The 16,302-nt window shown below is 73.1% G+C and carries 16 protein-coding genes; 8 read left to right on the forward strand and 8 right to left on the reverse strand.

Features of this window, described 5'->3' with window-relative positions:
* The first annotated feature begins 190 nt into the window (after positions 1-190).
* The 6 genes from OG861_RS13485 to OG861_RS13510 all read left to right on the forward strand — a co-directional run bounded on the left by OG861_RS13485 (position 191) and on the right by OG861_RS13510 (position 5,096).
* Positions 191-643, forward strand: coding sequence for a hypothetical protein (locus OG861_RS13485; RefSeq protein WP_329197370.1), 453 nt, complete (start codon positions 191-193; stop codon positions 641-643).
* Positions 640-2,190, forward strand: coding sequence for a peptidoglycan-binding protein (locus tag OG861_RS13490; protein ID WP_329197369.1), 1,551 nt, complete (start codon positions 640-642; stop codon positions 2,188-2,190). The genes OG861_RS13485 and OG861_RS13490 overlap by 4 nt, the downstream gene beginning before the upstream one ends.
* Positions 2,187-3,014 (forward strand): ABC transporter ATP-binding protein, encoded by an 828-nt coding sequence (locus OG861_RS13495; protein ID WP_329197367.1) that lies wholly within the window; start codon positions 2,187-2,189, stop codon positions 3,012-3,014. Before OG861_RS13490 ends, OG861_RS13495 begins: the two co-directional genes overlap by 4 nt.
* On the forward strand, positions 3,011-4,243 hold the full coding sequence (locus tag OG861_RS13500) for an ABC transporter permease (protein WP_329197365.1): 1,233 nt from the start codon (positions 3,011-3,013) through the stop codon (positions 4,241-4,243). The genes OG861_RS13495 and OG861_RS13500 overlap by 4 nt, the downstream gene beginning before the upstream one ends.
* A gap of 50 nt (positions 4,244-4,293) precedes the next feature.
* Positions 4,294-4,587 carry a hypothetical protein gene (locus tag OG861_RS13505; RefSeq protein WP_329197363.1) on the forward strand — a complete coding sequence of 98 codons (294 nt, stop codon included), beginning with the start codon at positions 4,294-4,296 and terminating at the stop codon, positions 4,585-4,587.
* 284 nt (positions 4,588-4,871) lie between these two features.
* Positions 4,872-5,096: a hypothetical protein gene (locus tag OG861_RS13510; RefSeq protein ID WP_329197362.1), complete on the forward strand. Its 225-nt coding sequence runs from the start codon at positions 4,872-4,874 to the stop codon at positions 5,094-5,096.
* Positions 5,097-5,156: 60 nt separating this feature from the next.
* Here the strand turns inward: OG861_RS13510 and OG861_RS13515 are convergent, their stop codons facing one another.
* Positions 5,157-6,440, reverse strand: coding sequence for a geranylgeranyl reductase family protein (locus OG861_RS13515; protein WP_329202370.1), 1,284 nt, complete (start codon positions 6,438-6,440; stop codon positions 5,157-5,159).
* Between the two features lie 110 nt (positions 6,441-6,550).
* Here OG861_RS13515 and OG861_RS13520 point away from each other — a divergent pair, with 110 nt between their 5' ends.
* Positions 6,551-7,072, forward strand: a complete 522-nt coding sequence (locus OG861_RS13520) for a GNAT family N-acetyltransferase (protein ID WP_330261712.1) — start codon at positions 6,551-6,553, stop codon at positions 7,070-7,072.
* A gap of 124 nt (positions 7,073-7,196) precedes the next feature.
* Here the strand turns inward: OG861_RS13520 and OG861_RS13525 are convergent, their stop codons facing one another.
* The 6 genes from OG861_RS13525 to OG861_RS13550 all read right to left on the reverse strand — a co-directional run bounded on the left by OG861_RS13525 (position 7,197) and on the right by OG861_RS13550 (position 13,827).
* Entirely contained in the window at positions 7,197-8,156 is a 960-nt protein-coding gene (locus tag OG861_RS13525; protein ID WP_329197358.1) for a glutaminase, read from the reverse strand.
* Between the two features lie 23 nt (positions 8,157-8,179).
* Entirely contained in the window at positions 8,180-8,872 is a 693-nt protein-coding gene (locus OG861_RS13530; protein WP_329197356.1) for a demethylmenaquinone methyltransferase, read from the reverse strand.
* 86 nt (positions 8,873-8,958) lie between these two features.
* A complete protein-coding gene (locus tag OG861_RS13535) occupies positions 8,959-9,597 on the reverse strand; it encodes an imidazolonepropionase-like domain-containing protein (protein WP_329197354.1) in 639 nt (212 codons plus the stop codon).
* 47 nt (positions 9,598-9,644) lie between these two features.
* Positions 9,645-10,844: a cyclic dehypoxanthinyl futalosine synthase gene (gene mqnC, locus OG861_RS13540; RefSeq protein ID WP_329197353.1), complete on the reverse strand. Its 1,200-nt coding sequence runs from the start codon at positions 10,842-10,844 to the stop codon at positions 9,645-9,647.
* Between the two features lie 154 nt (positions 10,845-10,998).
* A complete protein-coding gene (locus OG861_RS13545) occupies positions 10,999-12,618 on the reverse strand; it encodes a serine/threonine-protein kinase (protein ID WP_330261713.1) in 1,620 nt (539 codons plus the stop codon).
* 345 nt (positions 12,619-12,963) lie between these two features.
* The gene (locus OG861_RS13550; RefSeq protein WP_329197349.1) at positions 12,964-13,827 is read right to left on the reverse strand and encodes a menaquinone biosynthetic enzyme MqnA/MqnD family protein; all 864 of its coding nucleotides are present in this window, start codon (positions 13,825-13,827) and stop codon (positions 12,964-12,966) included.
* Positions 13,828-14,064: 237 nt separating this feature from the next.
* Between OG861_RS13550 and OG861_RS13555 the strand changes: the two genes are divergently transcribed.
* Positions 14,065-14,268, forward strand: a complete 204-nt coding sequence (locus OG861_RS13555) for a cold-shock protein (protein WP_007265804.1) — start codon at positions 14,065-14,067, stop codon at positions 14,266-14,268.
* Positions 14,269-14,433: 165 nt separating this feature from the next.
* Here OG861_RS13555 and OG861_RS13560 read toward each other — a convergent pair whose 3' ends face one another.
* Complete coding sequence (locus tag OG861_RS13560) at positions 14,434-16,143, reverse strand: lytic transglycosylase domain-containing protein (protein ID WP_329197347.1); 1,710 nt, start codon at positions 16,141-16,143, stop codon at positions 14,434-14,436.
* Positions 16,144-16,302: the final 159 nt, after the last annotated feature.

Raw genomic sequence — 16,302 nt, forward strand, 5'->3', positions numbered from 1 at the left:
GGCGGGGAGTCAACAGGCCGATCGCCCCCCGGCAAAGCCCCTTCTCACCTGATGGACAATCACTTTCGGTTTCCCACAAGTAACTTGTGGTGGACGATCACCTCTCCTTACTATCTGCCGACGCGCTCCCCGCCGCCCTTTTCGCACCGGGAGCGCGGCCCCACTTCTACGGCCTCGAGGAATCGCCGTCGTGCACGCACGCCATTTCGCCCCACTGCTCGCTCTGTGCATATCCCTCACGGCTTGCGGAGGTGAAAAGGAGCCCGAGGCAAGCGACAGCCCGCCGCCCACACAGCAGGAAATCGCCTACCACGACTGTCTGAAAAAGCACGGCGTGAACATCGTCTACCGGGGCAACGGAATGCCTTACGTGGACAAGACGAAACCCTGGAACGAAGAAGCGCACACCGCGTGCGCTTCCCTGTATCCGCCACCGCGCACTCCCGCCCCGGCCGACCCCGATCAGCTCGCGGCCGCGCAGGAGGAAGCCGCGTGCCTGCGGGCCTCGGGCGTCTCCTGGTATCCGGACCCGGACCCGGTCACGGCCGAGACCGACCAGCGCAAGGGCGGTACCCCGGAGCAGTGGTCCACGCTCAAGACCGACCACGCCGACGCCCTGCGCAAGTGCCGGCCGGCGAGATGAGCGAACCGGACCACCCCGTGGAGACGGTGCGGGGCCCGGTGACCGCGGCCGGGGGCCCCGGCGGGCTCGCCCGGGGCCGGAGGGTCGTCCTCGGGGTCGTCGGCGGCGCCGCGCTGATGGCGGTCGGCGGTCTGCTGGCCGCGGCACTGGTGAAGTCGCCGGCCCAGGTCGCGGCGGAGACCGGACCGCCGGCACAGGGAGCACTGACCGCGGAGGTCGAGCGGCGGGTCCTCGCCGAGACCGTGGTGATGCGCGGAACCGTGGTCGCCGGGCAGAGCGTCACCGTGTCCCCCCAGGGAGTGCGGACCGGTGAGGGCGCGGGGGCCGCGGTGGTGACCAAGCTGCCGCTCGGGCCCGGGGATCCGGTGCGGGCCGGGCAGCTGCTCGCCGAAGTGTCGGGCAGGCCGGTGTTCGCGCTGCACGGCGGCCTGCCGATGTACCGGGACCTCAAGCCGGGTGCCACCGGCGACGACGTGGCCCAGCTCCAGCGGGCGCTGCGCGAGCTCGGGCACGGTACCGGCGGGGACGCCGAGGGGGTGTTCGGACCCGGTACGAAAGTGGCCCTCGCCGCGCGGTACCGGGCCGTCGGGTACGACCCGCTGCCCGCCGTCGCGGACGGCGGCTCGGCGCTCAAGGCCGCCCGGGACGCGGTGCGGTCGGCGCAGTGGGCCGTGGAGGACGCGGGCGCCGCCGGCGGGACCGTGCGGAGCACCGGGAAACCGGCGCCGGGCGCAGCGCCGGGCGCGACGGCGACCCCCGGCTCGGGCTCCGGCCCGGGCTCCGGGCGGGAGCTCGCCCGCGCCCGGGAGGCCCTCGCCGAGGCACGGACCGTGCTGGCCGCCGCCGAGGCCGCGGACGGGCCGATGCTGCCGGCCGCCGAGGCCGTGTTCCTCGGCGCCTTCCCCGCCCGGGTGAGCGCGGTCGGCGGATCGGTCGGCGCGGCCGTGTCCGGGTCGGTACTGACCCTCTCCGCGGGGGAACTCGTCGTCGAGGCCTACCTCAAGGAGGACAAGAAGCAGCTGCTGCGCGCCGGCATGACCGTGGTGATCTCCTCCGAGCTCGCGGGCAGCGACGCCCGGGGCACGGTGGCCTCGGTCGCCGCCGAGCGCTCCGGTGCGCAGGCGGCCGGACGGCCGCAGCAGGACCGGGCACAGGGGCAACGCCAGGGGGAGGGCGAGGGCCAGGGCCCCAAAGGCGCCCCGGGCAGCGGCGGTGGCGGCGGCGTCGGTGATCCCGGCTACCGCATGGTCGTGCGCGCCGACCAGCCGCTGCCGGCGGCCTTCGCCGGGCAGGACGTACGGCTGACCGTCGAGTCCGCCGCCACCGACGGCGCCGCCCTCGTGGTCCCGGTCACGGCGGTCTCCGCCGGTGCGGACGGGCGTACGGTGGTCACCGCCCAGGGTGCCGACGGCGCGCAGCACCGCATCGAGGTCCGCATCGGCACCACCGGGGACGGCTACGTGGCCGTGGCCCCCGTCCGGCCGGGCGCCCTGACGGCCGGGACCCGCGTCATCGTCGGCGCCGCTCCCGGGGCGGCGCCCCGATGAGACTGCGCCTGCCCCCCGGCATCACCGCCCGCACCCGCACCCGGCCCGTCCCCGGCACCCCCGTCCCGGCCGGCACGCCGGCTCACACCCCGGCCGACACCCGGTTCCCCGCCCCGGCCTCCGGCGGCGCGGCGGAGCGGGTGGCCCCGCAGGCGGCCGCGCCCGTCATCGAGTTCCGCGGTGTGGGGCTCACCTATCCCGGCCCGCCTCCCGTCAAGGCACTGCACCCCTTCGACCTGGCCATGGGACGCGGTGAGTTCATCACCGTCGTCGGGCCCTCCGGTTCGGGGAAGTCCACCTTCCTCAACGTCGCCGGGCTGCTCGACTCCCCGACCTGCGGCCGGCACCTCCTCGACGGGATCGACACCGCCGCGCTGCCCGACCGGGAGCGCACCGCCCTGCGCGGGCGCCGCATCGGCTTCGTCTTCCAGTCCTTCCACCTCCTGCCCCACCGCTCGGCCCTGGAGAACGTCACCCTCGCCATGCTCTACACCGAAGTCCCGCGCGCGCAGCGTCTCGTACGGGCCCGCGAGGCCCTGGAACAGGTCGGGCTCGGCCATCGGGCGGACGCCGTTCCCGGCCGGCTCTCCGGCGGTGAGCGCCAGCGCGTCGCCATCGCCCGTGCGCTCGTCGGACGCCCGTCCCTGCTGCTGTGCGACGAACCGACCGGCAACCTGGACTCCGCCAACGCCGCCTCCGTCCTCGCCCTGCTGGACGAACTGCACGGCCGCGGCATGACCGTTCTCCTGATCACCCACGACCCCGCGGTCGCCGCCCGCGGCCGCCGGACCGTCACCATCCGCGACGGGCGGCTCCGCGGGTGAGCGCCGTCCGCCCCACCCGGCTGTCCCCGCGCGACACCGTCTCCGAGGCGGTCGCGGGGATGCTGCGCCGCCCCGGCCGCGCCGTGCTCACCGCGCTCGGCACCGTCCTCGGCGTCGGCAGCTTCGTCGCCGTACTGGGCCTGACCGCCACCCTCTCCTCGCAGATCGACGGCCGGTTCAACGTCCTGACCGCCACCGAGGTGACCCTCGAGGACGTCGCCGCCCAGCACGACCCGTTCGCCGGCCCGGCCTTCCCCGCCGACGCCGAACAGCGGCTGCGCCAGGTCGCCGGCATCGCCCACGCCGGGGTGCTCTGGCCGGTACGGCTCGACCCCGGCACCCCGGTCTCCGCGCTCCCGCCGACCGCCGGCGCCGGCGCGGCGGGCACCGCGGGCGCCACCTCCGTCGTCGCCGCCTCCCCCGGGGCCGTCGCCGCCCTGGCCCCGACGCTGCGCCAGGGCCGGCTCTACGACGAGTACGCCGAACGCGGCCACCTGCGCGTCGCGCTCATCGGCGGCGGCGTGGCCGACCGCCTCGGCATCACCACCCTGGCGACCCGGCCCGTGGTCCACGTCGGGGAGGAACCGTTCGTGGTCGCCGGCATCATCGGCGACGTCGAACGCCGGCCCGAGTACCTGCTGTCGGTACTGGTCCCCCGGTCCACCGCCGAGGAACTGTGGGGGCCGCCGGGGCCGTCCGGCGCGCGGGCGCTGATCGCCACCGAGCTCGGCGCCGCCCGGCAGGTCGCCGGCCTCGCCCCGCTCGCGCTGCGCCCCGACCACCCCGAGTACCTGAAAGCCCTGCCGCCTCCCGACCCCCGGCTGCTGCGCTCGGGGGTGACGTCCGACCTCAGCGCCCTGTTCCTGCTGCTGGCCGGGATCTGCCTGGTCATCGGCGCGGTGGGGATCGCCAACACGACGCTCGTCGCCGTCCTGGAACGGACCGGGGAGATCGGGCTGCGGCGTGCGCTGGGGGCCCGCGGGCGGCACGTGGCGGCCCAGTTCCTGGCCGAATCCGCCGCTTTGGGGGCACTCGGCGGCCTGGTGGGGACCTCCGTCGGCGAGCTGACGGTGGTCGCGGTGTCCCTCGTACGGGACTGGACGCCGGTGATCCACCCGTTGACGGTGGCCGCGGCTCCGCTCGCCGGGCTCGTCACCGGATTGCTGGCCGGGGTCCATCCCGCCTGGCGGGCTGCCCGTGTGGAACCGGCCGAAGCCCTGCGAAGATAGCGGAGGCGCAGTGCCCGCCCGCCCCGATTTCACCTGAGGAGGTGGTGGCCGTGTGGAGCAAGAACGCCTCCGAAGACGCCGGTTCCGACGCGCACACAGCGGACTCCGCGAACGCCACCGGTAACCCCACCAGTGACCCCACCGCCGTGCCGGCCGCCGTCGGCCTCTTCCTGCTCGCCGTCGGCGGCTGGCTCCTCAACACCGCCCGCCCCTGGCACAAACCGGGACATCCCCTCACCCTGGGCCTCGGTTGGGCAGCCAGCCTGACGATGCTCCTGTACGGCCTGCTCCTGCTGGTCCGCTCCGTACGCACCGTCCACGGCCACGGCGCCGAAGACGCGTAGGCCCGAGCCCGCCCGAGCCGACCCGCGCGCCCCGACCCGCGCACCCCGACCCGCGGGCGCCGGGGCCGCCCCGGTCAGACCTTCGGGGCCGCCTTGGTTCCGCCGAGCCAACCATCGGACGGGAAATTTCCTACCGCCGGTGGTGCGTTTTGGGTATGAGCCGTGCGCGCATCGAGGTCGCCCAGCAGCGGCCAACGCGTGGCGCTGTCCGCACTGACACCTCTGGAGGTGCGCCGAACAGGGGAAGCCGCCAAGCGACTCCGGTTCCTGCGTCCCGGTTCGACGTGAAGCCGGTCAACGACGCGGTGGCGGACGCCGCAGCGAAGCTGCTGGACACCTCGGGCCTTGACGGACACGAATGCCTCGTGGACGCCCTCGTGGTCGCCACGGCCGCACTCTGCACTCCCCCGGTACTGCTCGCCACTTCTGACAAGTCGCACATCCCAGCGCTGTGCAAGGCCGCCGAGGAGCTTCCCGGCTCGCCGAAGGTGAAGATCGTCAACCTGTGACGGCCGAACACCACGAGCCGGGCCGCTCGACCGTTCAAGGAGCGGCCCGGCATTGAACCATCAGGCTCGGGGTGCCACCTTGGAGAGACCGTTGATGATGCGGTCCATCGCGTCGCCGCCCGTCGGGTCGGTGAGGTTGGCCAGCATCTTGAGGGTGAACCGCATCAGGACCGGGTGGCTCAGGCCGCGCTGGGTGGCGACCTTCATCACCTTCGGGTTGCCGATCAGCTTCACGAACGCGCGGCCCAGCGTGTAGTAGCCGCCGTACGTCTCCTTGAGCACCTTCGGGTAGCCGTGCAGGGCGAGTTCGCGCTGCGCGGGGGTGGCGCGGGCGTGGGCCTGGACGATGACGTCCGCCGCGATCTGCCCCGACTCCATCGCATAGGCGATGCCCTCGCCGTTGAACGGGTTGACGAGCCCGCCGGCGTCACCGACCAGCAGCAGGCCCTTGGTGTAGTGCGGCTGCCGGTTGAAGGCCATCGGCAGGGCCGCGCCGCGGATCGGCTGCGTCATGTTCTCGGGGGTGTAGCCCCAGTCCTCGGGCATGGACGCGCACCAGGCCTTGAGGACCTCGCGCCAGTCCAGCTCCTTGAACGCGGAGGAGGAGTTGAGGATGCCGAGGCCGACGTTCGACGTACCGTCGCCCATGCCGAAGATCCAGCCGTAGCCGGGCAGCAGCCGGTCCTGCGGGCCGCGCCGGTCCCACAGCTCCAGCCAGGACTCCAGGTAGTCGTCGTCGTGCCGCGGCGAGGTGAAGTACGTACGCACCGCCACGCCCATCGGGCGGTCCTCGCGCCGGTGCAGGCCCATCGCCAGGGAGAGGCGGGAGCTGTTGCCGTCGGCGGCGACGACCAGCGGCGCCTTGAAGGTGACCGGGGTCTTCTCCTCGCCCAGCTTCGCCTGCACGCCCGTGATGTGTCCCGTGCGGGGGTCCCGGACGGGCTCGCCGACGTTGCAGCGCTCGTACAGCCGCGCCCCGGCCTTCTGCGCCTGACGGGCCAGGGTCTCGTCGAAGTCGTCGCGCTTGCGGACGAGTCCGTAGTCCGGGTAGGAGGCGAGTTCCGGCCAGTCCAGCTGGAGCCGCTGCCCGCCGCCGATGATCCGCAGGCCCTTGTTGCGCAGCCAGCCGGCCTCTTCGGAGATGTCGATGCCCATGGAGACCAGCTGCTTGGTGGCGCGCGGGGTCAGCCCGTCGCCGCACACCTTCTCGCGCGGGAAGGCCGTCTTCTCCAGCAGCAGGACGTCCAGTCCCGCCTTGGCGAGGTAGTAGGCGGTGGTGGAGCCGGCGGGTCCGGCCCCGACGACGATCACATCAGCGGAGTGTTCGGAGAGGGGCTCGGTCACTGCCTCGGTCACTGCGGGCTCTCCCGAAGGCTCGATAAAGGGTGCCCAACGGCACGGGACATGTCGCAGTCTATGCAGCGGAAGAGATCGCGATCCGAAGGGCTGCCCCTGTGACCACCTCGCCGACCCGGCCGCCGCTCCCGGCCGTACAGCTCCGCGTGCCCACCGACGAGGACGCGCACGCCTGGCACACCGTCTTCGACGACACCGACGTCATGGAGTTCCTGGGCGGCCCCGCCGAACTGTCGCTGTACGAGGAGTTCACCGCGCGGCAGCGCATGCACGACGCCCGGCTCGGCTACTGCCTGTGGACCCTGCTGGACGCGCAGGGGGCGGTGATCGGTTTCACCGGCGCCCAGCCCTGGCCCCGGGAGGACTGGGGGCCCGTCGGGGAGGTCGAGATCGGTTGGCGGCTGGGGCGCTCCGCCTGGGGGAAGGGGTACGCGTACGCCGCCGCGCTGGCCACCCTCGACCGGCTCCGGGAGGCGGGGGTCCCGCACGTGGTCGCGATGATCCACGCCCACAACACCCGCTCGGTGGCCGTGGCGGAACGGCTCGGCATGGACCTGGCCGAGGAGTTCACCACCCCGGGCGGCAACCCGTGCCGCCGCTACGCGCTGACGCTCGCCTGAGCCGTCGGGCGCCGCGGCGTGAACCGGCCCCGGACCCGGACGCCCGACGGCTCGCCGGGCGGGGTCCGGGGCAGCGGCCCGAAGCCCGGGAGGCGCCCCGGCGCCGACCGGTGCGAGGGGCGCGTCAGAAAACGGACATGCCGGTCAGGGTCGTGAAGCGGTCCAGCGCCGCCACGCCCGCCACCGAGTTGCCGTGCGCGTCCAGCCCCGGGCTCCACACCGCCAGCGCACACCGGCCCGGCACGACGGCGACGATGCCGCCGCCGACACCGCTCTTGCCGGGCAGGCCGACGCGGTAGGCGAACTCGCCCGCCGCGTCGTACGTCCCGCAGGTCAGCATCACCGCGTTGATCTGCTTCGCCCCGCTGCGCGTCAGCAGCCGCGTACCGTCCGCGCGCAGCCCGTGCCGGGCCAGGACCCTGGCGGCGCGCGCCAGGTCGGCGCAGCTCATCTCGATGGAGCACTGCCAGAAGTAGTGGTCCAGCAGGGCCGGTACGGGGTTGTCGATGTTCCCGTAAGAGGCCATGAAGTGGGCCAGCGCCGCGTTGCGGTCGCCGTGCTCGTGCTCGGAGGCCGCCACCTCGGCGTCGAAGGCGACGTCCGGGTTGCCGCTCTCCTCCCGCAGGAACTTGAGCAGTTCGCTGCTCGCGTCGCCCGTCAGCGTCTGGAGCCGGTCGGTGACGACGAGCGCGCCCGCGTTGATGAACGGGTTGCGCGGGATGCCGTTCTCGTACTCCAGCTGCACGAGCGAGTTGAACGGGTTGCCGGACGGCTCCCGCCCCACCCGCTCCCACAGGCTGTCGCCGCCCTCGGCCGCCAGCGCCAGGGCGAGCGTGAACACCTTGGTGATCGACTGGACGGAGAAGGGGACCTGCCAGTCCCCGACCCCGAACACCTTGCCGCCCATCGTGACGAGCGCCATCCCGAACTGCGCCGGATCCACCGAGGCGAGCGCCGGGATGTACTCGGCGGGCGTGCCGGTCCCGACCAGCGGGGCGACGTCCCGCGCGATCTGGTCCAGCACCGCCTGGTAATCGAAGGGGGCGGTGTCGTAACGGGAGGTCTGCGAAGGCGCGGCGTCCACGGGCTCGTCCGCTCCGTACGCCGTTACGCCTTGACCCCGCGGTGCAGCGCGACGATGCCACCGCTGAGGTTGCGCCAGGCGGCCTTCGACCAGCCGGCCTTCTGCAGCAGCGCCGCGAGCGCGGGCTGGTCCGGCCACTCCCGGATCGACTCGGCGAGGTACACGTACGCGTCGGGGTTGGACGACACCGCGCGGGCCACCGGGGGCAGGGCGCGCATCAGGTACTCGGTGTAGAGCGTGCGCAGCGGCGCCCACGTCGGCTGGGAGAACTCGCAGATGACCACCTGGCCCCCCGGCTTCGTCACCCGGTACAGCTCGTGCAGCGCCGCGTCCGTGTCCTGGACGTTGCGCAGGCCGAAGGAGATCGTCACGGTGTCGAAGACGTCGTCCTTGAACGGCAGCCTCGTCGCGTCACCGGCGGTCAGCGGAAGCCAGGCGTGGCGCTTCTTGCCCTCCCGCAGCATCCCGAGGGAGAAGTCGCAGGGGACGACGTACGCGCCGGTCGCGGCGAAGGGCAGCGAGGACGTCGCCGTGCCGGCGGCCAGGTCCAGGACCTTGTGCCCGGGGCGCGCGCCGACCGCCTTGGCGACCTCCTTGCGCCACAGCCGGGCCTGGCCGAGGGAGAGGACGTCGTTGGTGAGGTCGTAGTTCGCCGCGACACCGTCGAACATGGAGGCGACTTCGTGCGGCTGCTTGTCCAGGGAAGCGCGGGTCACTGGCGTAGGCCCCTCGGTGCGGTGTGGCTCGGGTCGGTCGATACCGGGCCATTCTCGCAGGCGGCCCGACCGCCGCCACGAGCGGCTCAGCGCCGGCGGTGCAGCAGCCGGCCGCCGATGACGGTGGCCACACAGCTCGTCGCGCCCTGCTCCAGCAGGTCCCGGGCGTCCGCCGCCGCGAACACCGCGAAACGGGCGGGGGCGCCGGCCTCCAGAACCCCGTGGAACGCCTCCTCGGCCGCGGTCAGCCCGGCCAGCGGGTCCAGGGACGGCGGAGCCCCGTAGGGGAGCGGCGCGAGGAGCGTCAGCCCCGACCGCACCACCGCCGTCCGCACCGCCGGCACCGTCAGCCGCCCGGCCACCGCCACCACCCCGCGCGAGAGCAGCTTCTGCGTGGCCCGGCGGGCGCTGTGGCCCCAGCGGGACTCGGTCGGCTCCGGGGCGGTGGGCGCGGTGGCCGCGTACGGGCCGTCCCCGTCGTCGGCGCCCTCGGCGTCCTCGGGGTAGTACGTCCGCTCCAGCAGCTCGTCCGCCCCGCGCACCAGCAGACCCGGGGTCAGTACCCCGGGCCAGCGCCGCACTCGCGCGTGCGCGAAGGCCGCGCCGAGCTCCTCGTACGGTCCCACCCGGGCGATCCGGTCGCCCTCGACGAGGACCGCCCCACCGGGCAGCGCGGCGCGGCCCGGCCCGGGGACGAGGAGTTCGGCGGCGTGGAGCGTCAGCACGGGCGTGTCAGTCAGTCTGTCCGGGTGTCGGTCTGTCCGGGCGTCGGTCAGTTCGAGGAGATGAGCTTCAGCTCGGGGTGCGCGGTGCCGCCCTCGATGGCGGTGGAGGAGATGTGCGAGACCACGCGGTCGTCGACCGGGTCGTTCGCCGGGTCCTCGTGCACGAGGAGGTGCTCGTACGTCGTCGCGCGCTGCGCCGGGACCCGGTCCGCCTTGCGGATCAGGTCGATGATCTCCTGGCGGTTCGAGCGGTGCTTGGCACCGGCCGAGGACACGACGTTCTCCTCCAGCATGATCGAGCCGAGGTCGTCCGCACCGTAGTGCAGGGACAGCTGGCCCGCCTCCTTGCCGACGGTCAGCCAGGAGCCCTGGATGTGCGCGATGTTGTCGAGGAACAGACGGGCGATCGCGATCATCCGCAGGTACTCGAAGACCGTCGCCTGCGTGCGGCCCTTGAGGTGGTTGTTCTCGGGCTGGTACGTGTACGGGATGAACGCGCGGAAGCCGCCCGTCCGGTCCTGCGTGTCACGGATCATCGCGATGTGCTCGATGCGCTCGGCGTTCGTCTCGCCGGTGCCCATCAGCATGGTGGAGGTGGACTCCACACCCAGCTTGTGGGCGATCTCCATGATCTCCAGCCAGCGCTCGCCGGACTCCTTGAGCGGGGCGATCGCCTTGCGCGGCCGCTCCGGCAGCAGCTCGGCGCCGGCGCCGGCGAAGGAGTCGAGACCGGCGGCGTGGATGCGGCGGATGGCCTCTTCGGCGCTCACGCCGGAGATCCGCGCCATGTGGTCGACCTCGGACGCGCCGAGGGAGTGGATGACCAGCTGCGGGAACGCCTTCTTGATGGCGGAGAAGTGGTGCTCGTAGTACTCGACGCCGTAGTCCGGGTGGTGGCCGCCCTGGAACATGATCTGGGTGCCGCCCAGCTCCACGGTCTCCGCGCAGCGGCGCAGGATGTCGTCGAGGTCCCGGGACCAGCCCTTCTTCGTGTCCTTGGGCGCGGCGTAGAAGGCGCAGAACTTGCAGGCCGTCACGCACACGTTGGTGTAGTTGATGTTGCGCTCGATGATGTACGTCGCGATGTGCTCGGTACCCGCGTAGCGCCGCCGGCGGGCCGCGTCGGCGGCCTGGCCGAGCGCGTGCAGCGGGGCGTGCCGGTAGAGGTCGAGCGCCTCTTCCTTGGTGATCCGGCCCCCTGCGGCGGCACGGTCGAGGACAGACTGGAGAGCGGCCTGGTCGGTCACCGGTGCTTCACCTTTCGGCGGTGTGTCAAGGTCCGGACCGATCCAGCCTACGCCAGGAGGCTCGGACGGCCGTTCCAGGGTCCGCAGCGCCCGCGCTCCGGTTCGGGGTTCACGGCCGCGCGCTCACCGGCCGCGCGCTCGCCGTCCGCCGCGCTCACGGGCTGCGGGTGAGGTCGCCCTCGGGGTTTCCGGCCGCCCGGTCGCCGGACTTGTAGTGGAGGGTTCCGTTCGGGTTGAGCGTGAAGCGTTCGTCGGCCGAGCCGTCGGAGCAGATGCCGGGGGCCGGGTTGGGGCCGCCGGCCGTGTCGAGGACGAGGGAGCGGTCGGTGGCGGAGGCGAGCTTCCAGTCTCCGCTGCAGTCGGTGTCGAAGAGCGGGATGATCGACTTGTCCCGCGCCACCACCTCGCCGGTCCTGCCGCCCTTGATGGTGATCTCGAACTGCCCGGGCGCCCCGAGGTTGCTGGTGGTCGTCCCCTTCCACGTCCCCATCAGCGCCTTCGGCACGGTGTCCCTGGTGCCCCCGGGGGTGGCCGAAGGGGTGGGGGCGGGACTGCCGGTGGAGGGGCCGGCCGAGGCCGACGGCCGGCTGCCGACCGGCGGCCGCTGCCCCTCCTCGCGCTGCCCGGGCAGCAGGTCCAGCCCGTAGAGGCCGCCCGACAGCGCCGCCAGCACGGCGACCACCGTGACGACCACCGTGCAGCTGACGCGGCGCCGGCTGCGGCGGCCGCTTCCGGGTTCCTCCGGGGTTCGCGGCGCGCCCGCGCCGCCCGTCCGGGTGTCGGCGTGGCTCAGCGAGGAGTCCGGGGACCCGGGGGAACCCGGTGAACCGCCGCTGTCGGGCGGCCCGTAGGGGCCGTACGGAGCCGGGCCCCCGCTCACCCCGGAGTCGAGGTGCAGCAGCGCCACCGCCGCGCGGCTCGCCTCCTCCACCAGGGGCGCGGGCAGCCACCCCGGCGTGCGCAGGGCGCCGTCGAGCGCCGCCGCGATCGCCGCCGGAGCCGGGCGGTCGGCGGGCGCCTTGGCCAGGCAGGCTCCGATGAGTTCGCGCAACTCCCCGGGCGGTACCCCGTCGAGCTCCGGCGGCTCGTGCACCACCTTGTAGAGCAGCGCGGCCGAGTGGTCCCCGGTGAAGGGCGGCCGACCGCCCGCCGCGAAGGCGAGGACCGCCCCGAGCGAGAACACGTCCGCCGCGCCCGTGACGCCGCCCCCGATGATCTGCTCCGGTGCCATGTAGCCCGGCGAACCGACGGAGACCCCGGTGGAGGTGAGGGAGGCGGTGCCCGCGGTCGCCCGGGCGATCCCGAAGTCGATCAGCCGGGGCCCGGGGCCCTCCAGCGTCAGCATCACGTTCGACGGCTTGACGTCCCGGTGTACGAGGCCCAGCGCGTGCACCGCCACCAGGGCGCGGGCCAGCCCCTCGCCGACGGCCCGTACCGAGGCTTCGGGCAGCGCGCCGTAAGCGGCGACCGCCCGGTCCAGGGAGGGGCCGGCCACGTACCCGGCCGCCACCCACGGCACCGCCGCCTCCGGGTCGGCGTCCAGCACGGGCGCGGTCCACTGCCCGCCGACCCGCCGGGCGGCCGTGATCTCCCGGCGGAACCTGGCGCGGAACTCCGGGTCGGCGGCGAACTGCGGGTGCACGATCTTGACGGCGACGGTCCGGCCCCCCGCGTTCCGCCCGAGGTACACCCGCCCCATGCCGCCCGCGCCGAGCCGGCCGAGCAGCCGGTACCCGCCGATGGTCCGCGGGTCGTCGGCTTCGAGCGGCTGCATCGCGTCCCTCCCCCGTCCGGCCACGTGATCCCCTGTGGCGTGGCCAAGGAGCACCTTAGGGCGGGGCGGGCGGGCGCGGCGACGGTATCCGCCATCCGGTGTCCCGCGGGAGGGCAACGGCGTGGGGCGTCACGGCCGCTGCCGGTCGGGACGGGGGTGACGGCACCGCCCCTCCCCGCAGCCCCCGCGAGCCGGCGCCGATTCCGTGCGCGCCCTTGGCGGGAGCACCGGAAAGCGAAAGGGGAACGAATTCCCGGGAAACGGGCCATTCCCCGTTCCGCGATACGGAAAGGGATCGCTCACGTGTTCCCCTTCCCCCCGTTCGGGCCGCTGATATAAGTCCCGCTAATACCCCGGCGCGGCCGCGGCCAGCAGTTCCACCGCCACATCCGCCGCGTACCCGGAGGCGGAACCGGTACGGCGGGCGAATTCACGTACGCCGGCCAGCTGGTCCGGGCCGAAGCGGAAGTCGAGGGTGGTGAAGTACCGCTCCAGGAGCTCGGCGTCGAAGGCCTCCCAGCGCGCCGCCTGCTCGGCGACCTTGGTGACCTCCTCCAGGGAGACGTCCCGGGAGGCGAGGAAGGCTTCGTGGACCTTGCGCACGACGACGGGCTCGCGGGCGAGGTAGTCCTTGCGGGCGGCCCAGACGGCGAAGACGAAGGGCAGTCCGGTCCACTCCTTCCACATCAGCCCCAGGTCGTGCACGGCCAGGCCGAGCCGGGGTGCATCGTGCAGCGAAGCACGCAGCGCGGCGTCCCCGATCAGGACCGCCGCCTCGGCCTCCTGCATCATCACCCCCAGGTCAGGGGGGCAGGTGTAGTAGTCGGGCCGCACTCCGTACTGCTCGGCGAGCAGCAGCTGGGCGAGGCGGACGGAGGTCCGGGAGGTCGATCCGAGGGCCACCCGGGCGCCGTCGAGCTGGTCCAGGGGGACCTGCGAGACGATCACGCAGGACATGACGGGGCCGTCGCAGCCCACGGCGAGGTCGGGGAAGGCGACGAGCTGGTCGGCGTTGCGCAGGAACTCCACGAGGGTGATCGGCGCGATGTCGAGGTCCCCCCGGACGAGCCGTTCGCTCAGCTTCTCGGGGGTGTCCTTCGTCAGCTCCAGGTCCAGCAGCGTGCCGGTTCTGGCCAGCCCCCAGTAGAGGGGAAGGCAGTTCAGGAACTGGATGTGGCCGACCCGGGGCCGGCTGCGATAGACGTCCACATCGCGAGACTAGCCCCCGGAGTCCCGTCAGCCTTCGGCCGGGTCTCAAACGTCCGAGTGACGTGATCTTTCCCTCTGGTCTCGGCCGCAGGGTGCGTGCTAGGCTCGACGCAAGTTGCAGTTTGGTTTCCCTTGCAGTACGAGGCCTGCGGAGAATGTGACCCGCAGGCTTTTGTAGTTTTCAGACTTCTTAGCAGGTTCTGGAGCAGGGCGACCCTTTGGCCCATAGGAGGGCTCATGGCTACCGGAACCGTGAAGTGGTTCAACGCTGAAAAGGGCTTCGGCTTCATCGCCCAGGACGGCGGCGGCCCGGATGTCTTCGTCCACTACTCCGCGATCAACGCCTCTGGCTTCCGCTCCCTGGAGGAGAACCAGCAGGTCAACTTCGACGTCACGCAGGGTCCGAAGGGCCCGCAGGCGGAGAACGTCACCCCGGCCTAGTCGCCTGGCCGACCGGATCGCGGTTGGATTAGCAGTACCCAAGGAGCCCTGCCTCCTCCGTGCGAGCGGAGGTGGCGGGGCTCCTGCCTTTCGTGCGGGTCCTGCCACATGGAGCGCCCCCGGCACCTTCGTACGGTGCCGGGGGCGCTGCGGGTTCCGGTTCCCCTACGGCTTGGTGGCCGGGGCGGTGGGAGTCGGGGCGGAGGGAGTCGGGGTGTTGGGGGCGGTGGGAGCCGGCGTCGGGCCGGGCGTCGCCGGAGCGGTGATGCTGAGCTCCAGGACCAACTCGACCTTCTCCGGCGTGACGACCCGGAGGAAGTACGTGCCCGGTGCCACGTCCGTGGTGTACAGCTCCGGCAGGGTGATCTTGCCGTCCGCGCCGCTCGGGGCGAGGTCCACGGTGAACAGCTTCTTGCCGTCCGGGCCCTTGAAGTACGGGCCGGTCGCCTTCGCCGGGTCCACCGGGACCCACGCGCCGCCGGCGCCCTGCACCCCCAGGCCCGCGCTGGTCTTCGTGCCGGCGACCGGCTGGCCCTGGGACGTGGCGACCAGTTGGAAGCCGTTGACGCTGGTGCCGGCGACGGCCTCCAGCGGCTTCGTGCCGTGGTCGGCCCGCACCAGCAGGTTCGCGACCGGCTTCGCGGTGACGGTGCCCTTGAGCACCACCGTGAAGTTGTCGGCGTCGTAGGCCGAGGCGCGGAAGGAGAAGGTGCCGTCCTTCGGGCCCGCGGTGAGCCCGGGCACGCCGGCGAAACCCTGGGCGTCGGTGAGGACGACCGCGCTGTTCTTCTTGTCCGCCTGGAAGACCGTGCCGCCGGTGGTGTCGGACTCGACGGCGAACACGACCTTCTGCCCGGCGGCCGGCTTGCCGTCCGAAAGCACGGCCTTGAACTTGGCGCCCGGGGTCAACGCGGCCCCGGCCTCGGCCTGGAGCTCCGGATCGCCGACCAGCTCGAACTTGGCCAGCCGGGGGGCCGTCGGCTTCGGCTTCTCGGGCTGGGCCGGCGGCTTGGACGCCTCGGGCTTGGGGGCGGACGGCTGGGGCGCGGGGGGCCGCGGGGTGGGCAGGGGAGCCGTGACCGGGGGCGTCGGGAAGTTGCCCGCGGGCGGGTTCGGCACCTCGGCGACGCCGCCGTCCTTGTACTGGCGCATGTACCCGAGTACGGAGTTCACGTACTCGCGGGAGTTGTTGTAGCTGAGGATCGCCTGGTCGAGCTTGGCGGGGTCGGACAGGTCCCGGTCGCCCGCGCAGAGGTAGAGGCCGGCGCCCAGCGCGGCGTCGTAGATGTTGTTCGGGTCGCGGCTGCCGTCGCCGTTGCCGTCGGCGCCCCACGTCTTCCAGGTGGAGGGGATGAACTGGAGCGGACCGACGGCGCGGTCGTACTCGGTGTCCGCGTCCCACTCGCCCTTGTCGGTGTCCTTGATCTGCGCGTAGCCGTTGCCGTCGAGGCGGGGGCCGCGGATCGGCTTCTCGGTGGAGCCGTCGGACTTGAGCCCGTAGCCGGAGGCGTGCACGGACTCGACCCTGCCGATGCCCGCGACCAACTCCCAGGGCAAATTGCAGTGCGGCAGCGCGGCGGCGACCGACACCGCGGCCCGCTTGTAGGCGTCGAGGGCGGTCCCGGGTATGCCGCTGGCCCCCTCGGGGGCGACGGCTCCCGGCGGCACGGGCGGGTCGGCTACCAGGCCGGGCAGGTCCAGCCGGGCGTCACCGCGGTCGGTGGCCTGCGGACTGTCGGGCGTGGGCTCGGACTCCCCCGCTCCGGCGGTGGGCGTGTTGGTCACCACCGCGGCGGTGGTCAGGCTGGCCGCGAGTGCGGCGGTGCACAGGACTTTGCGCGAGGTGTTGACTACGTGGCGGTGAAGCGGCTTCACAGTGCGGCGATCCCCCCAAGGCGGCCGGCAGGACGTGTGGCTGGTCGAGCCGTGAATATTCTGTCTATCAGGTATTCGCTCACGACTCGCCGTCGCCCTGGCAGATATGACACGCCATTCGTCTCACCTTCGCCAGAAGTTCCACGGGGTCGCGAGCTT

Origin of the sequence: Streptomyces sp. NBC_00539, assembly GCF_036346105.1 — a bacterium.
Classification (GTDB): Bacteria; Actinomycetota; Actinomycetes; order Streptomycetales; family Streptomycetaceae; genus Streptomyces.

What these genes read in the sequence shown, in the direction of transcription:
- OG861_RS13545 (WP_330261713.1), bottom strand. Translation starts at nt 12,618, where the DNA reads ATGCAGCCGCTCGAAGCCGACGACCCGCGGACCATCGGCGGGTACCGG.
- OG861_RS13555 (WP_007265804.1), top strand. Translation starts at nt 14,065, where the DNA reads ATGGCTACCGGAACCGTGAAGTGGTTCAACGCTGAAAAGGGCTTCGGC.
- OG861_RS13495 (WP_329197367.1), top strand. Translation starts at nt 2,187, where the DNA reads ATGAGACTGCGCCTGCCCCCCGGCATCACCGCCCGCACCCGCACCCGG.
- OG861_RS13490 (WP_329197369.1), top strand. Translation starts at nt 640, where the DNA reads ATGAGCGAACCGGACCACCCCGTGGAGACGGTGCGGGGCCCGGTGACC.